Source organism: Jejubacter calystegiae, assembly GCF_005671395.1.
Taxonomy (GTDB): Bacteria; Pseudomonadota; Gammaproteobacteria; order Enterobacterales; family Enterobacteriaceae; genus Jejubacter; species Jejubacter calystegiae.
The window spans coordinates 2,014,997-2,035,852 of the sequence record NZ_CP040428.1 but is presented as its reverse complement, the minus strand read 5'-3'; the positions used below and the strand labels follow the sequence as shown (position 1 = coordinate 2,035,852).

Below are 20,856 nucleotides of genomic sequence, written 5' to 3'. Positions count from 1 at the left end.
ATACTCAGTCACACATGATGTCTGCTACGCCGCATCGTCTGCAAATTCGTCAACGCGCCTCGCTTTCATCTGACACCATTATTCGCCTAATATAGGGAAACTAAAATTGATGACTTTCTGTCATGGAGTTCCCCTTTTATGCCTTCCTCTCGCCTGCAACAACAGTTTATCCGCCTGTGGCAGTGCTGCGACGGCAAATCCCAGGAGACCACGCTCAACGATCTTGCCCGGATGCTGAGCTGTTCACGCCGCCATATGCGCACCCTGCTTAACGCCATGCAAGAGAAAGGGTGGCTCACCTGGCAGGCGGAAGCCGGCCGGGGAAGGCGCTCCCGACTCACCTTTATCTACACCGGGCTGACGCTCCAGCAGCAGCGGGCCGAAGATCTACTGGAACAGGATCGCATCGAACAACTGCTTCAACTGGTGGGCGATCGTCAGACGGTACGCCAGATGATCGTCTCCCATCTGGGCCGCAGTTTCCGCCAGGGGCGCCATATTTTACGGGTGCTCTACTATCGCCCGCTGTTAAATCTTCTGCCCGGAACCGCACTGCGCCGTTCAGAAAGCCACGTGGTGCGGCAAATTTTTAGCGGCCTGACGCGCATAAATGAGGAAAACGGGGAAGCCGAAGCGGATATCGCCCACCACTGGCAACAACTTTCGCCGCTGCACTGGCGTTTCTACCTGCGTCCCGGCATTCATTTTCATCACGGCCGCGAACTGGATATGCAGGACGTTATCGACACGCTGCAACGCATCAATCCCACACCGCTTTACGCTCATATTGTGGGTATCGACTCCCCTACCGCCTGGACGCTCGATATCCACCTTAACCAGCCCGATCGCTGGCTCCCCTGGCTGATGGGCAATTCCGCCGCCATGGTACTGCCCAGGGAATGGCGCAAGATGCCAGACTTCGCCCGCCAGCCGGTGGGAAGCGGCCCCTATGCGGTAGAGCGCAATACCAATAACCAGCTGAAAATCCATGCCTTCGATGACTATTTCGGTTACCGGGCGCTCATCGACGAAGTGAATTTCTGGGTATTGCCGGAAATTAGCGAGGATCTCAGCTGCGGAGTACAGCTGGAAGGCAGCGGCGACAGCGAAAAAGCAGTGGAGAGCCGACTGGAAGAGGGGTGCTACTATATTTTGTTCGACGCCCGCTCGGCACTCGGTTGTCGCGATGACATTAAACTCTGGCTGAACCATATTCTCTCGCCTGTCAGTCTCATTTACCGGGCCGGTGAACAATATCAGCGTTACTGGTTCCCGGCCTGGGGGCTGCTACCACGCTGGCACCACGCCCAACCGCCAGAGGTCGTCGAGAAACCGGCTGACCTTGATACTCTCACCCTGACCTTCTACCGCGACCATGCCGAACATCAGATTCTGGGCGGTATTATTCACCAGTTGCTGGCCGAATGCGGAGTGAGTTTGATCGTTAAAGAGGTGGACTACGACCAGTGGCATAAAGGAGACGATATCAGCGATATCTGGCTGAACAGCGCCAATTTTACCCTGCCGCTGGAGTTTTCACTGTTTGCCCATCTGTACGAAGTACCGCTGCTCCAGCGCTGCATTCCCGGCGACTGGCATGAAGATGCGCGCCGCTGGCGGGCTGGCGAACTGGATCTGGCCGAATGGTGCCGCCAGCGCCTTGCCAGCCTTGAGATCCAGCCGCTTATTCACCACTGGCTGATGCTCCAGGGCCAGCGCAGTATGCGTGGTCTGCGGATGAACACCCTGGGCTGGTTCGACTTTAAATCCGCCTGGTTCGCGCCGCCGGATGCTTAAGTTTTCGGGCACAAAAAAACCGCCATGGCGGCGGTTTTTTTGTGCTGGTCAGGTAAGCGGCCCTTCCAACAGGGTTGTGTGTCCAGTGTTACGCAAGCACACCCAAGTTTTTGCATACTGTGCCGCTTTTTCGCTAAAGTCAAGTATCTGTTCGAGGCTTTGAGATGTACCATTCAGTCGGGCCTTTTCACCGTCTTAAGCAAGCGGGCGCCGGACCTGGAAAAGGATGTCCAATGGCCGTATACGCAAGCACACCCAAGGTGCTTGCACTCACGGCGATATTTCCGGCGGTGACGTCGTGAAGCGGTCTATAGTCAGGACCGCACAATGAAACGGTACTTTTGTATTGTCATCGTTGTTTCTGGTGCACTGCTGTCATCCGGAAATGGGGGATGGAATATCTCCCATAACGCATTTTCAGTGACGATTGTCGTACCAGGCAGGTAAGCCCGGTAGCCGCCCCGTAAGGGGCGGTTTCCTTAATCCCCCACGCGCCTTTCGCTACTCCCGTTAACTCATTACAATGTGGGCCATTCTCAACGGGGTGCCACGAGCTGAGAGATACCCGTCGAACCTGATCCGGATAACACCGGCGGAGGGATTTGAGGCCACGCCCAAAATCCTTTGCCACCCAATACTGGAGTGCAAAGTGCTGAACAAACTGCCTGTGCTGCTGACGCTGGTCGCCCTGCCCGCCTTCGCGGGTCCGCAGCTCACCGTCTATACCTATGACTCTTTCGCCGCCGACTGGGGCCCGGGCCCTGCCATTAAAAAGGCCTTCGAGGCCGACTGCGACTGCCAGCTTAAATTTGTCGCGCTGGAAGACGGCGTCGCCCTGCTAAACCGCCTGCGAATGGAAGGGAAAAACAGCAAAGCGGATGTGGTGCTGGGGCTGGATAACAACCTGCTGGAGGCGGCAACCCAAAGTGGCCTGTTCGCCAAAAGCGACGTGGATACCCGTCACCTGACTCTGCCGGGCGGCTGGCAAAACGAGACCTTCGTCCCTTATGACTACGGCTGGTTCGCTTTCGTATACGATAAAAACCGCCTGAAGAATCCCCCTAAGAGCCTGAAAGAACTGGTGGAAAACGACAGGAAATGGCGCGTTATCTATCAGGATCCCCGAACCAGTACCCCCGGACTGGGCATGCTGCTGTGGATGAAGCAGGTCTATGGCGACCAGGCCCCCGAAGCCTGGCAGAAGCTGGCCAGTAAGACAGTGACCGTGACCCGGGGATGGAGCGAATCCTGGGGGCTGTTTCTGAAAGGTGAAGGGGATCTGGTACTCAGCTACACCACCTCTCCGGCCTATTCACTTATTGAAGAGCACAAAGATAACTACGCCGCCGCCGACTTTAGCGAAGGCCACTATATGCAGGTAGAGGTCGCAGCCCGTTTGAAAAGCAGCAAACAGCCGGAGCTGGCCCAAAAGTTTATGCAGTTTGTAGTATCAAAGGAATTCCAGCAGACCATTCCCACCGGCAACTGGATGTATCCGGTAAGCCAGGTCGCTCTGCCTGAAGGCTTTAACAGCCTGACCCGACCTCAAAAGACGTTACAGTTTACCCCCCAACAGGTCGCCCAGCAGCGCGCCGCCTGGATCGGTGAATGGCAGCGCGCCCTCAGCCGCTAATTCCCGGCTGGCTGTGGCCTGGCCTGCTCGCCGCTGGATTGATGCTCGGCGTGGCGCTGGCCGCCTTTGGCGCCCTGTGGTTCAGCGCACCGGGCATCGCGCCCCGTACCCTGCTCCAGGACAGCTATCTGTGGCACGTGGTGCGCTTTTCCTTCTGGCAGGCGTTCCTTTCCGCATTGTTCTCGGTGCTCCCGGCCATTCCCCTGGCCCGGGCGCTGTGGCGCCGCCGCTTTCCCGGGCGCCAGCTCCTGCTGCGGCTTTGTGCCATGACCCTGGTGCTGCCGGTGCTGGTCGCGGTTTTCGGCCTGCTTTCCGTTTATGGCCGCCAGGGCTGGCTGGCCGAACTCTGCCAGTGGCTGGGCATCGACTGGACGTTTTCGCCCTATGGCCTGCAGGGGATCCTGCTGGCGCACCTCTTTTTTAATTTGCCGATGGCTACCCGCCTGCTGCTCCAGTCGCTGGAGAGTATTCCCGGCGAACAGCGCAGGCTTGCCGCTCAGTTAGGGATACGCGGCTGGTCGCTGTTCCGTCTGGTGGAATGGCCCTGGCTGCGACGTCAAATTTTCCCCACCGCCGCCCTGATTTTTATGCTGTGCTTCGCAAGCTTCGCCACCGTGCTGGCGCTGGGCGGCGGCCCAAAAGCCACTACCATCGAACTGGCCATCTACCAGGCCCTTAGCTATGACTACGATCCCGCCCGGGCGGCATTACTGGCGCTTATTCAGCTATTCTGCTGCCTGGCGCTCATGCTGCTGGCCCAGCGTTTTAGCAAAGCGATTCCCAGTGGAGCCACCATGGCGACGGGCTGGCGCCCCCCCGACAGCACCCTGCTCTCTCGCGGGCTGGATTCGCTGCTGATCGTACTCCTCCTGCTGTTGATGCTGCCGCCTCTGCTGGCGATTGTGGTGGATGGCCTGCGCGGCGACCTGCCGCGTCTGCTCCAGCAGAGCGCGCTATGGCAGGCAGTCTGGACTTCACTGCGAATAGCCATCGCCGCTGGTCTTCTTTGTGTCGTACTGACCCTGATGCTGCTCTGGAGCTCCCGCGAGCTAAGGCTACGTAAGCAGCCGCTGGCGGGCCAGGCGCTGGAGCTGAGCGGCATGCTGATCCTCGCTATACCAGGCATCGTGCTGGCAACCGGCTTCTTCCTGCTGCTTAACGCCACCGTTGGTCTGCCGGAATCAGCGGATGCTATCGTTATCTTCACCAATGCGCTGATGGCCATTCCTTACGCCCTCAAAGTGCTGGAAAATCCCATGCGCGATCTGGCTGAGCGCTACGGTCCGCTGTGTCAGGGGCTGGGCATCCGCGGTATTCACCGTCTGAGGATTATCGAGCTACGGGCCCTGAAGCGCCCTCTTGGCCAGGCGCTGGCCTTCGCCTGCGTTCTGTCGATTGGCGATTTTGGCGTAGTGGCGCTGTTCGGCAATGAGGATTTCCGCACACTGCCTTTTTATCTCTACCAGCAGATCGGCGCTTACCGTAGCGATGATGGCGCAGTCACCGCGCTACTGCTCCTGCTGCTCTGTCTGACGCTGTTCACTCTGATGGAAAAATTACCGGGGCGCCATGCTGACACTGACTGATGTAACCTGGCTGTATCATCACCTGCCCATGCGCTTTAGCCTGCAGGTCGCCCGCGGCGAGCGCCTGGCGATACTCGGCCCCAGCGGCGCAGGAAAAAGCACGCTTCTGAATCTGATTGCCGGTTTTCTGACGCCGGGCAGCGGCCGCATTGTTCTTGACGGCGCCGATCATACCCATACGGCGCCCGACCAGCGACCAGTCTCGATGCTGTTTCAGGAGCACAATCTGTTCCCGCACCTCAGCGTACGCCAGAACATCGGCCTGGGACTGAATCCCGGCCTGCGGCTGAATGCGCAGCAGCGCAAAGAGGTGGAGAGCATCGCCGCTCAGATGGCGATAGGTGAGCTACTGGAAAGGCGCCCTGGCGAGCTTTCCGGCGGCCAGCGCCAGCGGGCGGCCCTGGCGCGCTGTCTTATCCGACAGCAGCCTCTGTTGCTGCTGGATGAGCCGTTTTCCGCCCTCGATCCGGCTCTGCGCCAGGAGATGCTCGCCCTGCTGGATGAAATCTGCCGCAGCCGACAGCTCACCCTGCTGATGGTATCGCACAGTCTGGAAGATGCCGCGCAGATAGCGCCTCGCAGCCTGGTGGTGGTGGATGGCCGCATCTACTGGGACGGCGATACGGCGCAGTTATTAAGCGGCGAGGCCAGCGCCTCGCGCACGCTTGGCATCAGAGCCCCAACACCTTACCCAGGATCCTGAGATAAACCGGCATCAGCGGGTGGAGCGCCACCCGCAACGTCACGGCGATCGCCGCTGCCGCGCAAAGCGGCGCCAGCCACAACAGTCGGCCACGCGGCAGATACGCCGTTAGCTTATCCTTCGCCGCCTTACCGCTACGCCACAAGCGCCAGCACAGCCACCCCGCCAGCCACAGCAGCAGCGCCGCCGCCAGCAGCCACCATTTAAAGGCGCCGCTTTCCATTCCGGCGGGGATATCAATGGCCGCGCCGGCCAGAATGCCGGGCAGGAAGTAGAATGGCGGCCAGAGCACGCAGCCAATGATATTGGGGCTGATAAACTTGCGTACCGGCAGCTCCAGCATACCGGCCACCATTGGCACCAGCGGCCGCGTCGGCCCAATAAAACGCCCCAGCAGAATGGTGAACATGCTGTGCTGGTGCAGGGCGTGCTCAGTTTTATCCAGCCATGACTTCTGCTTTTTCAGAAATGACCAGCGGTGCAACGGCCCCCGGAAGCGCCAGCCCAGCCAGTACGAGATCCAGTCCGCCAGCAGGCAGCCAACGGTTCCCACCAGCCATGCGGAGTAGAAATTCACCTGCCCACTACCGATCAGCGCCCCCAGCGCGGCCATTACCACAGTGCCGGGCATAATCAGCCCCACCAGCGCCAGTGATTCAAGAAAAGCGACCAACCAGACGGCGATCAGGGAGTAGTGGGTAACGAAGTGTTGCAGAAAATCTTCCATAGCGTGTCCGGTTGAAGGCGCAGTCGCTCGATTCTCCTGATGAGGCCGTCGGGCGTCAAGCTGCCCGACGTAACCGGTTCAAACATGGTTTAACGACTCATCGCGATTAAGCTGCTCGCAACCGGCCCGAAACTCGCTGGGACTGGCCCCGGTGCACTTCTTAAAGACCCGGGAAAAATAGAGCTGATCCTCAAAGCCGACGTTTCGACCCACGCTGGCAATCGGCAGTCGCGTGGTGCTTAGCAACAGCCTGGCCTGGCTGATGCGCTGATCCTCGCGCCAGCCCAGCACGCTGACCCCCAGTTGCTGGCGAAACAGATGAGAAAGGCGCGACGGCGACAGGCAGACGTGCTGCGCGACGCTTGCGATATCAAAGCGGCTGTCCGCCAGATGGTCGGTGATGTACTGACAGGCATCGCGCACCCGGTTATCCAGCGGCGCCTTCTGGGATTCGCTCAGGGCATCCATACGACGCAGCAACAGCTGCTCCAGCAGATTGATCGCCAGCAGCTCTGCGTAGCGCCCCTCCCCATGACCGGCATCGATAATCAGTTGAAACAGTCGTGAAAAGTGGCGCTGGTGCTCTTCGGCCGGACGAAAAAAGCCGGTTTTCGCGAAGATAGCGGGCCAGTTCAGCCACTCGTGCCAGTAGGCGCGAGGCCGGAAATAGACCCACTGGTGATACCATTCCGGGCTGTCGGGATGGCGACCGTAGTGGTGAACCTCCCCCGGCGGGAACAACAGCATATCGCCGGTGCGGCAGATAAATTGCTGGCCCTGGTTATTAATAATGCCCTCCCCGCGCACGGTACGGTTGAGGATAAACCCCTTCATGCCCAGCGGACGATCGATAAAGAAATCCAGCGGACCGCTGGCCTCGATGGGCGTTAATCCCGCCACCAGATGGGCGTTAAACGAATAACCGGGCAGCAGGGGATCATTTTGCGTCTCTGTCATCAGGCTCATCCCTCCACGGGGTCATAAAAGAAACCATTTGTCCATATCCTGTCACCGCCACATCCGGCCCTGTTCCGGGTTGCTTATCCTGAGGATACCAATGACTGCGAAACCGCGCCACGACGGAAAAATGTGACAAACATCGGGGTACTTCGCTTTCAAAAGGGACAACAAGAGTGTCTATAAGAGTGGCAGAAATGTCCACATCGAATATTTGCGTGGCGTCACATATTTCTCTCTGACAGCAATTTTATCCATAAGATAAGCCAGATTGGCCTGACCCCTTATCGCCTCTGCCCTCTATGGTTCATCCATGTTCTGTTTGACCCATGGAGTAACGAGATGGCTATTGCACTGGGCCTCGATTTTGGCAGTGATTCCGTTCGGGCGCTGGCGGTGGATTGCGACACCGGCGCCGAGCTGGCAAGCGGCGTGGAGTGGTATCCGCGCTGGAAAGAAGGGCGTTACTGCGATGCCGCCCACAACCAGTTCCGCCACCATCCGCGGGATTACATTGAATCCATGGAGCGTGCCATTAAAAGTACGCTGGCGGCGCTGAATGACGATCAGCGCGCCCGGGTCATTGGTATCGGCGTGGACAGTACCGGCTCCACCCCGGCCCCCATTGACGCCAGCGGTAACGTGCTGGCGCTGAATCCTGAATTTGCCGATAACCCGAACGCCATGTTCGTGCTGTGGAAAGATCATACCTCCGTGGAAGAGGCTGAAGAGATCACCCGCTTGTGTCATCAGCCGGGTAAAGAGGACTACTCGCGCTACATCGGCGGTATCTACTCCAGCGAGTGGTTCTGGGCCAAGATCCTGCATGTGACCCGCCAGGATAGCGCCGTCGCCAACGCCGCCGCCTCCTGGATTGAACTGTGCGACTGGGTGCCGGCGCTGCTTTCCGGTACCACCCGCCCGGAAAATATTCGCCGCGGTCGCTGCGCCGCCGGCCATAAATCGCTGTGGCACGAAAGCTGGGACGGTCTGCCCCCGGCCAGCTTCTTCGACGAACTGGACCCGATTATCAATCAGAACCTGGACTATCCCATGTTCCGCGACACCTGGACCGCCGATCTACCTGTGGGTCATCTGACCGCCGAGTGGGCCGGGCGTCTGGGACTGTCTGAACAGGTGGTCATTTCCGGCGGCGCCTTCGACTGCCATATGGGCGCGGTGGGCGCCGGTGCCGGTACGCACACCCTGGTGAAGGTCATTGGCACTTCGACCTGCGACATCCTTACCGCCGGGAAAACCGCCGTGGGCGATCGCACCGTGAAAGGGATCTGCGGTCAGGTGGACGGTAGCGTTACCCCGGGCGTCATTGGGATGGAAGCCGGGCAATCCGCCTTCGGCGATATCTACGCCTGGTTTGAACGCATCCTGAGCTGGCCGCTGGAGCAACTGGCGCAGCAGCATCCGGAGCTGGGTGAACAGATAACAGAGAGCCGGAAAAAACTCATTCCGGCGCTGAGCGAAGCCTGGGCCGAATCCCCGTCGCTGGAACATCTGCCGGTGGTGCTCGACTGGTTTAACGGCCGCCGCACCCCCTTCGCCAATCAGCGTCTGAAAGGGGTGATTACCGATCTCAATCTGGCGACCGACGCCCCACTGCTGTTCGGCGGGCTGATTGCCGCCACCGCCTTCGGCGCCCGCGCCATTATGGAGTGCTTTACCGATCAGGGCATTGCGGTGAACCACGTGATGGCGCTGGGCGGTATCGCCCGTAAGAACCCAACCATCATGCAGGCATGCAGCGACGTGCTGAACCGCCCGCTGCAAGTGGTGGCCTCCGATCAGTGCTGCGCCCTCGGCGCCGCTATATTCGCCGCGGTGGCCTCCGGGGTTTACGACGATATCCCCGCCGCCCAGAAAATTATGGCCAGCCGGATTGAACGCACGCTCCAGCCGATACCGGAACGCGCCGCACGCTTTGAACAGCTCTATCAGCGCTATCAGCAGTGGTGCCAGAGTGCTGAACAACATTACCTCCCTTCGGGTGCCCCTCAGGCCTGCGCTTCTACGAGCCAGGCGGCACTGACACACTAAAGGACACGAGCATGACTATTTTCGATCAGTATGAAATTTGGTTCGTCATTGGCAGCCAGCACCTGTATGGCGAGGAGACGCTGCGTCAGGTCAACAACCAGGCGGAACAGGTAGTCAACGCCCTGAACCACGATGCCAAACTGCCGTGCAAACTGGTACTTAAGCCGCTGGGCACCCGTCCGGATGAAATTACCGACATCTGCCGCGACGCCAACTATCAGGACCGCTGCGCCGGTCTGGTGGTATGGCTGCACACCTTCTCGCCGTCCAAAATGTGGATTAACGGCCTGAGCATCCTGAACAAACCGCTGCTGCAGTTCCACACCCAGTTCAATGCGCAGATCCCCTGGGACAGCATCGATATGGACTTTATGAACCTGAACCAGACCGCCCACGGCGGCCGCGAGTTCGGTTTTATCGGTGCCCGTATGCGCCAGCAACACAGCGTGGTCAGCGGTCACTGGCAGGATAAACGCGCTCAGGAGCGTATCGGCGGCTGGATGCGTCAGGCGGTATCAAAACAGGATACCCGTCACCTTAAAGTCGCGCGCTTCGGCGACAACATGCGCGAAGTGGCGGTGACCGATGGCGACAAAGTCGCTGCGCAGATTAAGTTCGGCTTTTCGGTTAATACCTGGGCGGTGGGCGATCTGGTGGCCGTGGTCAACGACATCAGCACCGGCGATATCAACGCCCTGATCGACGAATACGAAAGCAGCTACACCCTGACGCCCGCCGCTCAGGTTAACGGTGCTAAACGCCAGAATGTGATCGATGCTGCGCGTATTGAACTGGGGATGAAACGCTTCCTGGAAGAGGGCGGTTTCCACGCCTTTACCACCACCTTTGAAGATCTTCACGGCCTGAAGCAGCTACCGGGTCTGGCGGTACAGCGCCTGATGCAGCAGGGTTACGGCTTCGCCGGTGAAGGCGACTGGAAAACTGCCGCCCTGCTTCGCATTATGAAAGTGATGTCTACGGGGCTTTCAGGCGGCACCTCCTTTATGGAGGACTACACCTATAACTTCGAGTCCGGCAACGACATGGTGCTCGGCTCCCATATGCTGGAGGTTTGCCCCTCTATCGCCACACCGACCAAACCGATTCTCGACGTTCAGCCGTTAGGTATTGGCGGCAAGGACGATCCGGCGCGTCTGATCTTCTCTACCACCACCGGCCCTGCCATCAACGCCAGCCTGATCGATCTGGGCGATCGTTTCCGACTGCTGGTGAACTGCGTCGATGCGGTTGAAGCGCCCCACGCGCTGCCGAAACTGCCGGTCGCTAACGCCCTGTGGAAAGCACAGCCGGATCTGCCCACCGCCGTCGAGGCCTGGGTACTGGGCGGCGGCGCGCACCACACCGTATTCAGCCAGTCCCTGACTCTGGACGATATGCGCCTGTTCACCGAGATGCACGACATCGAACTGACCACGATTGATAACGACACCCGCCTGCCCGCCTTTAAAGACGCGCTGCGTTGGAACGAAGTTTACTACCACTTTAAGCGCTAAGACCTGATGCGGGCCGGTGCGCTGGCCCGCCCTTTTTCGGAGGAAACGACCGATGCTGGAAGAGTTAAAACGTCAGGTCCTGGAAGCGAACCTTGCACTACCACGCCACAATCTGGTGACCCTGACCTGGGGCAACGTCAGCGCCGTCGATCGCGAACGCGGCGTACTGGTGATTAAGCCTTCCGGGGTGGAATATGACGCTATGCGCGCCCAGGATATGGTGGTGGTTTCGCTGGAAAGCGGCGAAGTGGTCGAAGGTGACAAAAAACCTTCGTCCGATACCCCCACCCACCGCCTGCTCTACCAGAGCTTCCCGGAGATCGGCGGTATCGTACACACCCACTCTCGCCACGCCACCATCTGGGCTCAGGCGGGTCAGGCGATCCCTGCCACCGGCACCACCCACGCCGACTACTTTTACGGCGACATTCCCTGCACCCGCAAAATGACCGACGCCGAAATTAACGGCGAGTACGAGTGGGATACCGGTTCGGTGATTGTGGAAACCTTCCGCGAGCGGGGCATTTCAGCAGCTCAGATGCCCGGTGTGCTGGTGCACTCCCACGGCCCCTTCGCATGGGGGAAAGACGCACAGGATGCGGTACATAACGCCATAGTGCTGGAAGAAGTCGCCTATATGGGCATCTTCTGCCGCCAACTGGCGCCGGAGCTGCCGCCCATGCAGCAGACGCTGCTGGATAAGCACTATCTACGTAAACACGGCGCTAACGCTTACTACGGCCAGTAATAGCAGGGGGGTATGACTCCCCCTTAAACGGTGGTTTGTTCGAAAGCGGAAGCTAAAAACCGGCAGAACATAATGATGCGGTGGGCTGTTCCGTTCACTTTGAGTCACTGCTTATCTGTTGATTTACAGCCGGTGAACGGGCCAGGGTGGCTCAGTCGCCACCCCCCTGGCAACCCGGGCTTTCCGGCAGTAAAAAACGCCCTTCGGGGCCCCTTCGCTTATCACTCCGGGCTTTTCGGACCGGGCGAGAGCCGCCATCCCTGGCGGCCTCGCCCTGTCGCGACATCCCTGTCGCTCCTCCGGCCCTGCGTGAACGCTCCGGCGTTTTTTAAGCCGGGACACAAACCACACTCATTAGCGATGAACGCTTCAATTTCCCAGGCTCGTGATGCCGTCTATCAATGCGCGTAATACACAGGCCCGGTTCAGGGTAATATCACACAGCAAAGCGAAAACCAGTCCGACGTAGACCAGGTAATACCATCCCATATAGTCATTAAAAATAATGGTATATAGCCAGTCCTGCATAAAAATATAGCTGTAAGACATGAACCCCGTCGCCAGCAACAATAGCCCCGTCGGCACCAACAACGGTCGAATACGATCCCGGCACAAGAATGCTGTCAGCGTGACAGCCAGAAATAGCCCGCCGCTTAGCCCGGTAAACAGACGAAAGTCGTGGGTAAGCTGCCCCACCACTTCACGATACTTCTGCCGTAGCGCATGAGCGATCTTTCGATGAACAGCCCCCATCAGACCTGTAGGTTCCGGCACGCTCCGATGCGCCACCACATTATCCAGCCTTTCCGCCACGGCCCCCTGCAAATGCGCCTTTAAACGCTCACGCTGCTCTTCCGTACTGGCAATGCGTTTGGCGAGAAAGGCTGGCAGTGTATCCACCCGCCTGTCGATCTCATCATACAGTGCCGTGCTAATCACATAGCGCGACGTTTCCACCACAAAATCCGGGCGCAAAAAAGTGAGCCCCCACAGCAAAATAAACGCCAGACCGCCAACGCCGCCGCAGGCCATGATCAGATAACGCATCATCCCTCTTCCTTATGTGGCATTTGTCATCCCTTACCTGGCGGAAAACGCGCCATAGCATCAAAAAAATTACTGTATAAATTCACAGACCCAACCACGCTATTCAGGCTATAATAACGCCTGAACTTTGATGAAGGAACAAAGCGTGGCCGAGACGCGACAGGGCTTTTTGCTCACCCGCCACTGGCGGGATACTCCCCGGGGCACCGAAGTCAGCTTCTGGTTGGCGACGGACAAGGGCCCACTGCGCGTAGTGCTCCCTCCCCAGGAGTCGGTCTGCTTTATCCCCGACGCTCAACGCGAACTGGCCAGCCGCCTGCTGGCCGGTGAAAACCACTGGCGACTGGCGGATCTTACCTTGCGCGACTTCCAGCGCCGCCCGGTCTGTGGGCTATACACCCGTCAGCATCGCCAGATGATGCGCCTGGAAAAACGGCTGCGCGAAGGCGGCGTACACCTCTGCGAAGCCGATATTCGCCCACCCGAGCGCTATCTGATGGAACGCTTTATCAACGCCCCGGTCCGGGTCAGCGGCGAATGGCAGGGCAACGCGCTGGTCAATGCCCGTATGGCCCCGGAGCCTGACTACCGCCCGCCGCTTAAATGGGTCTCCCTGGATATCGAAACCAGCCGCCATGGCGAACTGTACTGCATCGGCCTGGAGGGGTGCGGCCAGCGAACCGTCTATATGCTGGGGCCGGAAAACGGCGACCCGCAAGCCGTAGATTTCGAACTGGAATACGTCTCCAGCCGCCCGCGTCTGCTGGAAAAGCTTAACGACTGGTTCGAACGCCAGGATCCCGACGTACTGATCGGCTGGAACCTGGTACAGTTTGATTTGCGAGTGCTTCAGAAGCATGCGGAGCGCTACGGCATTCCCCTGAGACTGGGGAGAGCGGGCACGGCACTGGAATGGCGCGAGCACGGCTTTAAACCCGGCGTCTGGTTCGCTCAGGCCGAAGGACGGCTGATTATAGACGGTATCGAAGCGCTGAAATCCGCCTTCTGGAACTTCAGCTCGTTCTCGCTGGAGACCGTTGCCCGTGAGCTGCTGGGGGAAGGCAAAGCCATTGACGATCCCTGGCATCGAATGGGCGAAATAGAACGCCGCTTCAATGAGGACAAACCGGCCCTCGCCACCTACAACCTGAAAGATTGCGAGCTGGTGACCCGCATCTTCCATAAAACGGAACTGATGCCGTTTCTGCTGGAGCGCGCCACCGTAAACGGCCTGCCGGCCGATCGCCACGGCGGATCGGTGGCCGCCTTCTGCCATCTCTATTTCCCCCGTATGCACCGCATCGGTTATGTGGCCCCTAATCTCGGCGAGGTACCGCCCCAGGCCAGTCCCGGCGGCTATGTGATGGACTCGCGCCCGGGGCTCTATGATTCGGTACTGGTACTGGATTACAAAAGCCTCTACCCCTCGATCATCCACACCTTTCTGATCGATCCGGTGGGACTGGTGGAAGGGATGGCGCATCCGGAACCCGAACACAGCGTGGAAGGTTTCCTGGGGGCCTGGTTTTCCCGCAGCCAGCACTGCCTGCCCGCGATCGTGACTCAAATCTGGCAAGGACGCGAAGCGGCCAAACGCCAGGGCAACCGCCCGCTCTCTCAGGCGCTGAAGATCATTATGAATGCCTTCTACGGCGTGCTGGGCACCAGCGCCTGCCGCTTCTTTGATCCCCGTCTTGCCTCTTCGATCACCATGCGCGGCCATGAGATCATGCGCCTGACCCGGGAGTGGATCGAAGCACAGGGCTTTGATGTGATCTACGGCGATACCGACTCCACCTTTGTCTGGCTAAAGCGGGCGTACAGCGATGACGAAGCCCGGGCCATCGGGCAGCGCCTGGCCGATGGTGTTAACCAGTGGTGGCGCCAGCAACTGGGGGAAAACCAGCGGCTTGAGAGCGCGCTGGAGCTGGAGTTTGAAACCCACTTCACCCGCTTTCTGATGCCCACCATTCGCGGCACTGATGCAGGCAGCAAGAAACGCTATGCCGGGCTGACCGGCAGCGGGGAAGATCAACATCTGGTCTTTAAAGGACTGGAGGCCATACGCACCGACTGGACGCCGCTGGCTCAAACTTTCCAGCGCGAACTCTATTCGCGCATCTTCCATAACCAGCCCTGGCAGGAATACGTCCGCGCCACTATCGCCAGCCTGATGGCTGGTGAACTGGACGATCAGTTGGTCTATCGTAAACAGTTACGGCGCCCGCTGGGTGAATATCAGCGCAACATCCCGCCCCACGTACGCGCCGCCCGACTGGCGGACGAAGAGAACGCCCGGCTGGAGCGCCCCGCCCGCTATCAGAATCGCGGCGCCATCAAGTATGTCTGGACCACTCAGGGGCCCGAACCGCTGGAGTATCTGCGTTCGCCGCCAGATTACCAGCACTACCTGGAGCGCCAGCTTCAGCCCGTGGCCGAAGGGATACTGCCCTTCATTGGCGAAGATTTTGCTACACTGGCTACAGGGCAACTGGGGCTTTTTTGACAGGTGACGAACGGCCTGCCATCCAGTACCATAGCGCCCTTCCATTTTGACTGAATCTGATTCCGGCCTCCGGCGACGATGCGCGGGAGGTCATATTCCCCTATAGAATTCGCGCAGCAGAGCCAAAGGGTGCAACGCACTGGTCCCGACATCTGTTGCCCGAATTCCCGGGGGCATTTTGCCTGAAAATACAGAGAAACAGAGTTAAACAAATATGCCTTTTACCCCTGGTCAACGCTGGATTAGCGATACGGAAAGTGAACTGGGACTGGGTACCGTGGTTGCGCTTGATGCGCGTACGGTGACCCTGCTCTTTCCCGCCACCGGCGAAAACCGCCTCTATGCCAGAAACGACTCCCCCGTCACCCGCGTCATGTTTAACCCGGGCGATACCATCACCAGCCATGAGGGCTGGCAGTTAAAGGTAGATAGCGTCAGCGAAGAAAAGGGACTGCTAAGCTATACGGGAACCCGGCTCGACACCGGCGAAACCGACGTTACGCTGCGCGAAGTGATGCTCGACAGCAAACTGGTGTTCAGCAAACCACAGGATCGGCTGTTCGCCGGTCAGCTCGACCGCATGGATCGGTTTGCGCTGCGCTATCGTGCCCGTCAGTATCAGAGTCAACAGTATCGCCAGTCCTGGAGCGGCCTGCGCGGTATGCGCACTAACCTGATTCCCCATCAGTTACACATCGCCCGCGATGTGGGTACCCGTCACGCCCCGCGCGTACTGCTGGCGGATGAAGTTGGCCTGGGTAAAACCATCGAAGCCGGGATGATCATTCACCAGCAGTTACTATCCGGCGCCGCCAGCCGGGTGCTGATTGTGGTGCCGGAAACACTCCAGCACCAGTGGCTGGTAGAGATGCTGCGCCGCTTTAACCTGCGTTTCGCCCTGTTCGATGACGATCGCTACACCGAAGCCCAGCACGAATCCGACAACCCCTTCGAAACCGAGCAACTGGTGATTTGCTCCCTCGACTTCGTGCGCCGCAATAAGCAGCGTCTGGAGCAGTTGAGCGAAGCTATGTGGGATCTGCTGGTAGTCGATGAGGCTCATCACCTGGTCTGGAGCACCGATGCACCCAGCCGTGAATACCAGGCCATTGAGCAAATCGCCAGCCAGACCCCCGGCGTACTGCTACTGACCGCCACCCCAGAACAGTTGGGGATGGAGAGCCACTTTGCCCGCTTGCGCCTGCTGGATCCCGATCGCTTCCACGATTTCGACCTCTTTGTGGAAGAGCAGCAGCACTTCCGCCCGGTGGCGGACGCTGTAGCCCTGTTGCTAAAAGGCGAACGGCTGAGCGACGAATCGCTGAACGCCATCAGCGACCTGTTGGGCGAGCAGGATGTCGAACCTCTGCTGCAGACTGCCAACAGCGAGCATGATGGCAGTGACGCAGCACGCCGCGAACTGATTAACATGCTGATGGACAGGCACGGCACCAGCCGGGTGCTGTTCCGTAACACCCGCGGCGGCGTGAAAGGCTTTCCCCAGCGAGAGCTGCACACCATACGCCTGCCGCTGCCAACGCAATACCAGACCGCCATTAAAGTCTCCGGCATTATGAGTTCGCGCCAGTCGCAGGAAGAGCGGGCACGGGATATGCTCTATCCCGAACAAATCTACCAGACCTTCGAAGGCGACAGCGGTACCTGGTGGAATTTCGACCCGCGGGTGGAATGGCTGATGGGCTGGCTGACCAGTCACCGCTCACAGAAGGTGTTGGTGATCTGCTCCCGCGCCGACACCGCGCTTCAGCTTGAGCAAGTACTGCGTGAACGCGAAGGCATCCGCGCTGCGGTATTCCATGAAGGGATGTCGATTATCGAGCGTGACCGTGCCGCCGCCTGGTTCGCTGAAGAAGATACCGGCGCTCAGGTGCTGCTGTGCTCTGAGATAGGTTCCGAAGGCCGCAACTTCCAGTTCGCCAGCCACCTGGTGATGTTCGATCTCCCCTTTAACCCGGATCTGCTGGAGCAGCGCATCGGCCGCCTGGACCGCATCGGTCAGGCCCACGATATTCAGATCCATATTCCGTATCTGGAAAAAACCGCCCAGTCGGTGCTGGTTCGCTGGTATCACGAAGGGCTGGACGCCTTCGAGCACACCTGCCCCACCGGTCGCGCTATCTACGATAGCGTCTATCCGCAGCTTATCGGCTACCTGGCGAATCCGGACAATATGGACGGCTTCGACCCGCTTATCGCCCAGTGTCGCGAGCAACATGAAGCGCTCAAGACTCAACTGGAACAGGGACGCGACCGCCTGCTGGAGCTGCACTCCAACGGTGGCGAGCAGGCCCAGCAACTGGCGGAAGAGATCGCCGCCCAGGATAACGATATCCAGTTGGTCAACTTCGCCATGAACCTGTTCGATATCATCGGCATCAACCAGGACGATCGCGGCGACAATATGATCGTGCTGACCCCTTCCGATCACATGCTGGTGCCAGACTTCCCGGGTCTGCCGGAGGATGGCTGCACGATCACCTTCGATCGCGATGTGGCGCTGTCCCGCGAAGATGCTCAGTTCGTTACCTGGGAGCATCCGATTATCCGCAACGGCCTGGATCTGATTCTTTCCGGCGACACCGGCAGCAACGCCATTTCACTGCTGAAAAACAAAGCGCTGCCGGTCGGTACACTGCTGCTGGAACTGGTCTACGTGGTCGAGGCTCAGGCCCCGAAACAGCTGCAGCTGCATCGCTTCCTGCCAGCGACGCCGGTACGTATGCTGCTGGATAAAAACGGTGCCAACCTTGCCGGCCAGGTGGAGTTCGAAAGCTTTAACCGCCAGCTGAGCGCCGTGAATCGTCATACCGGTAGCAAACTGGTCAACGCCATGCAGCAGGACGCTCACGCTATCCTGCAGCTGGCTGAGCCGCAGATGAACGAAGCCGCCCGCCAGCTTATCGACGCCGCGCGCGCCGAAGCCGACGAAAAGCTCAGCGCCGAATATGCGCGCCTGGAAGCGCTGAAGGCGGTAAACCCCAACATCCGCGATGACGAGCTGGAAGCCATTGAGTACAACCGTCAGCAGGTGCTGGAGGCGCTGGATCAGGCCAGCTGGCGTCTGGATGCGCTGCGTCCTATCGTGGTCACGCACCAGTAACCGGAGCCAAAAATGCTGGAACCCTACAACCCATCGACGGATCCCTGGCTGGTCATCCTCTACCAGGATGAACACATCATGGTGGTCAATAAGCCGAGCGGTCTGCTCTCGGTGCCTGGACGGCTCGAAGAGCACAAAGACAGCGTGATGACGCGTATTCAGCGCGACTTTCCGCAGGCCGAGTCGGTGCATCGCCTGGATATGGCCACCAGCGGCGTTATTGCGGTGGCGCTAACCAAGGCCGCCGAGCGCGAGCTTAAACGCCAGTTCCGCGAGCGGGAGCCGCAAAAGCAGTATCTGGCGCGGGTGTGGGGCCATCCGGCGCAGGAAGAAGGGATGGTGGATCTGCCGCTCATCTGCGACTGGCCGAACCGACCTAAGCAGAAGGTGTGCTACGAGACGGGTAAACCGGCCCAGACCCTGTATGAAGTGCTGGAGTACGGTGCAGACAATACGGCACGGCTGCTGCTAAAGCCGATTACCGGGCGTTCGCACCAGCTTCGCGTTCATATGCAGGCGCTGGGGCACCCGATCCTCGGCGATAAGTTCTATGCCACGCCAGAAGCGCTGGCGCAGGCAGATCGTCTGTTACTGCATGCCTGGACGCTGACCATTACGCATCCCGCATTCGGTAACAGCATGACCTTCCGGGCTCCACCGGATTTCTGACCGCTAAATGGGCGCGATAATATCGCGCCCATTTTTTATCTCTCTGATAATGATGTACTACGCACAGAAACCCGACCGGCATCCCCTACATAATAAAAACAGGACTCTCCCTGTTTCTGAGTCCGCACCATTAAAATAAAGGATGAGAAGATGAAAAAAGTGGTACTCCCTTTGTGTCTTTCTTTATTGTCATTCAACCTGTTCGCGGCAACCCCACCAGGTAACGATGTCACGACTAAACCCGATCTTTATTACCTGAAAAATAGCCAGGCTCCCGATAGCCTTGCGCTGCTGCCGCCTCCGCCTGAGCCCGGTAGTATTCTGTTTGCTAACGATCAGGCGATGTATGAAAAGGGGCGTTTGCTGCGTAATACCCCACGAGGAAAACAGGCGGTTGAAGACGCCAACCTGGCGGCGGGCGGAATCGCTACGGCCTTTTCCGACGCCTTTGGACATCCGATTACCGCCAAAGAGGCGCCTGAAATCTATAAGCTGCTCACCAATATGATTGAGGACGCCGGCGATCTGGCGACCCGGGGGGCAAAAGAGAAATATATGCGCATCCGGCCCTTCGCCTTCTACGGCGTGCCAACCTGTAACACGAAAGAGCAGGATAAGCTGTCCACCAACGGCTCCTACCCTTCAGGACACACCTCTATCGGCTGGGCCTCAGCGCTGATACTGGCGGAAATTAACCCCGAAGCGCAGGACAGCATCCTTAAGCGCGGCTATGAACTGGGCCAGAGCCGGGTGATCTGCGGCTATCACTGGCAGAGCGACATTGACGCCGCCCGCGTTGTGGCAGCCGCAGTGGTGGCAACGCTGCATACCAACCCGGCGTTCCAGCAGCAGTTGCAGAAAGCGAAAGCGGAGTTCGCACAGCTGAAGCAGAAATAAAAGCAAACGGGATCGCGCCTGTCAGGTGGGATCCCGTTGTTTGTCGGTTACTTAATATTTTTCGCCGTCTTCACCAGCTCCCAGGCCTTCTGAATCTCCTGGGCTTTCTGCCGGGCCATCTCCATCATCTCCGACGGCAGCCCTTTCGCCACCAGCTTGTCCGGATGATGTTCGCTCATCAGCTTGCGATATGCCCGCTTGATGGTCGCAGGATCGTCATTAGGGCTGACGCCCAGCACGCTACAGGCATCTTCGAGGGTTGGCCCCCTTTGGGCCTGACGAGGGCCAGTGCCACCAGTCTGCTGCTGATAGTGAAAACCACCGCCGCCAAAGCTGGCTCCGCCCTGCATCATGCGCAGAAACTGGTCGAACTGGACACGGGAGATCCCCAGCTCTTCACCGATCACGTACAGTACGTCCCGCTCGTTGGGATGCAGAGAGCCGTCGGCCAGCGCCGCACGGGTCTGAATTTCGAGAAACATCCGAATTAAATCAAAACGTCCAAAGCAGGCGCTGCGCAGTTGACGCAGCTTCTCGCGTAACGGATAAGCGCCCTGCTTCCCGACCCGAAAGGCATGCTGGGCGGCGGTTCGCGACTCACCGTGCAGCTGCATCTGGTCCATCAGCTGTGAGGCGACGTCAATATCGGCCTGAGTCACACGCCCTTTAGATTTGGTCAGATGCCCCATCACTTCAAAGGTCGTGGCAAAAAACAGCGCCTGACGCTGCTGCTGGCTGGCAAACAGCACGCTGCGGCGGCTGCGTACCCGGTCAAACAGATGTCCAATCAGCAGCCCTGCCACCACGCCCCAGAAGCCGCCGCCCATCAACAATCCCATGGCGGCGCCCACCACTTTACCCAAATACTGCATATACTCCCCAAATCGTCATGCCGTGCG

Annotated in this window: 15 protein-coding genes and 1 riboswitch; of the genes, 11 read left to right on the top strand and 4 right to left on the bottom strand. The window is 59.0% G+C overall.

Annotation, left to right across the window (positions count from 1 at the left end; genetic code table 11):
* Positions 1–138 precede the first annotated feature (138 nt).
* From sgrR to thiQ, 4 genes are all read left to right on the top strand, one after another.
* Positions 139–1,797, top strand: coding sequence for an HTH-type transcriptional regulator SgrR (sgrR, locus tag FEM41_RS09420; protein WP_138095730.1), 1,659 nt, complete (start codon positions 139–141; stop codon positions 1,795–1,797).
* Between the two features lie 530 nt (positions 1,798–2,327).
* Positions 2,328–2,416: riboswitch (TPP riboswitch) on the top strand.
* A gap of 30 nt (positions 2,417–2,446) precedes the next feature.
* On the top strand, positions 2,447–3,430 hold the full coding sequence (gene thiB / locus FEM41_RS09415; protein ID WP_168198775.1) for a thiamine ABC transporter substrate binding subunit: 984 nt from the start codon (positions 2,447–2,449) through the stop codon (positions 3,428–3,430).
* On the top strand, positions 3,406–5,016 hold the full coding sequence (gene thiP / locus FEM41_RS09410; protein ID WP_138095729.1) for a thiamine/thiamine pyrophosphate ABC transporter permease ThiP: 1,611 nt from the start codon (positions 3,406–3,408) through the stop codon (positions 5,014–5,016). Before thiB ends, thiP begins: the two co-directional genes overlap by 25 nt.
* Positions 5,000–5,719, top strand: coding sequence for a thiamine ABC transporter ATP-binding protein ThiQ (gene thiQ, locus FEM41_RS09405; RefSeq protein ID WP_138095728.1), 720 nt, complete (start codon positions 5,000–5,002; stop codon positions 5,717–5,719). Before thiP ends, thiQ begins: the two co-directional genes overlap by 17 nt.
* Here the strand turns inward: thiQ and FEM41_RS09400 are convergent.
* Positions 5,688–6,446 carry a DedA family protein gene (locus FEM41_RS09400; protein WP_138095727.1) on the bottom strand — a complete coding sequence of 253 codons (759 nt, stop codon included), beginning with the start codon at positions 6,444–6,446 and terminating at the stop codon, positions 5,688–5,690. The two genes, thiQ and FEM41_RS09400, sit on opposite strands and share 32 nt — an antisense overlap.
* Before the next feature lie 78 nt (positions 6,447–6,524).
* Positions 6,525–7,403, bottom strand: a complete 879-nt coding sequence (araC, locus tag FEM41_RS09395) for an arabinose operon transcriptional regulator AraC (protein ID WP_138095726.1) — start codon at positions 7,401–7,403, stop codon at positions 6,525–6,527.
* A gap of 342 nt (positions 7,404–7,745) precedes the next feature.
* On the opposite strand from araC, the gene araB reads away from it, so the two are divergent.
* The 3 genes from araB to araD are packed head-to-tail and all read left to right on the top strand — an operon-like array spanning position 7,746 to position 11,717.
* Positions 7,746–9,455, top strand: a complete 1,710-nt coding sequence (gene araB / locus FEM41_RS09390) for a ribulokinase (protein WP_138095725.1) — start codon at positions 7,746–7,748, stop codon at positions 9,453–9,455.
* Between the two features lie 11 nt (positions 9,456–9,466).
* On the top strand, positions 9,467–10,969 hold the full coding sequence (gene araA, locus FEM41_RS09385) for an L-arabinose isomerase (RefSeq protein WP_138095724.1): 1,503 nt from the start codon (positions 9,467–9,469) through the stop codon (positions 10,967–10,969).
* Positions 10,970–11,021: 52 nt separating this feature from the next.
* Positions 11,022–11,717 (top strand): L-ribulose-5-phosphate 4-epimerase, encoded by a 696-nt coding sequence (gene araD, locus FEM41_RS09380; RefSeq protein ID WP_138095723.1) that lies wholly within the window; start codon positions 11,022–11,024, stop codon positions 11,715–11,717.
* Positions 11,718–12,086: 369 nt separating this feature from the next.
* Here araD and FEM41_RS09375 read toward each other — a convergent pair whose 3' ends face one another.
* Positions 12,087–12,767 (bottom strand): hypothetical protein, encoded by a 681-nt coding sequence (locus FEM41_RS09375; RefSeq protein ID WP_138095722.1) that lies wholly within the window; start codon positions 12,765–12,767, stop codon positions 12,087–12,089.
* A gap of 142 nt (positions 12,768–12,909) precedes the next feature.
* Here FEM41_RS09375 and polB point away from each other — a divergent pair, with 142 nt between their 5' ends.
* The 4 genes from polB (at position 12,910) to phoC (ending at position 19,957) form a co-directional block, all read left to right on the top strand.
* On the top strand, positions 12,910–15,270 hold the full coding sequence (polB, locus tag FEM41_RS09370) for a DNA polymerase II (RefSeq protein WP_241666586.1): 2,361 nt from the start codon (positions 12,910–12,912) through the stop codon (positions 15,268–15,270).
* A 214-nt stretch (positions 15,271–15,484) separates the two neighbouring features.
* Entirely contained in the window at positions 15,485–18,391 is a 2,907-nt protein-coding gene (gene rapA / locus FEM41_RS09365) for an RNA polymerase-associated protein RapA (protein WP_138095720.1), read from the top strand.
* Between the two features lie 12 nt (positions 18,392–18,403).
* Positions 18,404–19,060, top strand: coding sequence for a bifunctional tRNA pseudouridine(32) synthase/23S rRNA pseudouridine(746) synthase RluA (rluA, locus tag FEM41_RS09360; protein ID WP_138095719.1), 657 nt, complete (start codon positions 18,404–18,406; stop codon positions 19,058–19,060).
* Positions 19,061–19,210: 150 nt separating this feature from the next.
* Positions 19,211–19,957: an acid phosphatase PhoC gene (gene phoC, locus FEM41_RS09355; protein ID WP_138095718.1), complete on the top strand. Its 747-nt coding sequence runs from the start codon at positions 19,211–19,213 to the stop codon at positions 19,955–19,957.
* A 47-nt stretch (positions 19,958–20,004) separates the two neighbouring features.
* Here the strand turns inward: phoC and djlA are convergent, their stop codons facing one another.
* Positions 20,005–20,829: a co-chaperone DjlA gene (gene djlA, locus FEM41_RS09350; RefSeq protein WP_138095717.1), complete on the bottom strand. Its 825-nt coding sequence runs from the start codon at positions 20,827–20,829 to the stop codon at positions 20,005–20,007.
* Between the last annotated feature and the right edge of the window lie 27 nt (positions 20,830–20,856).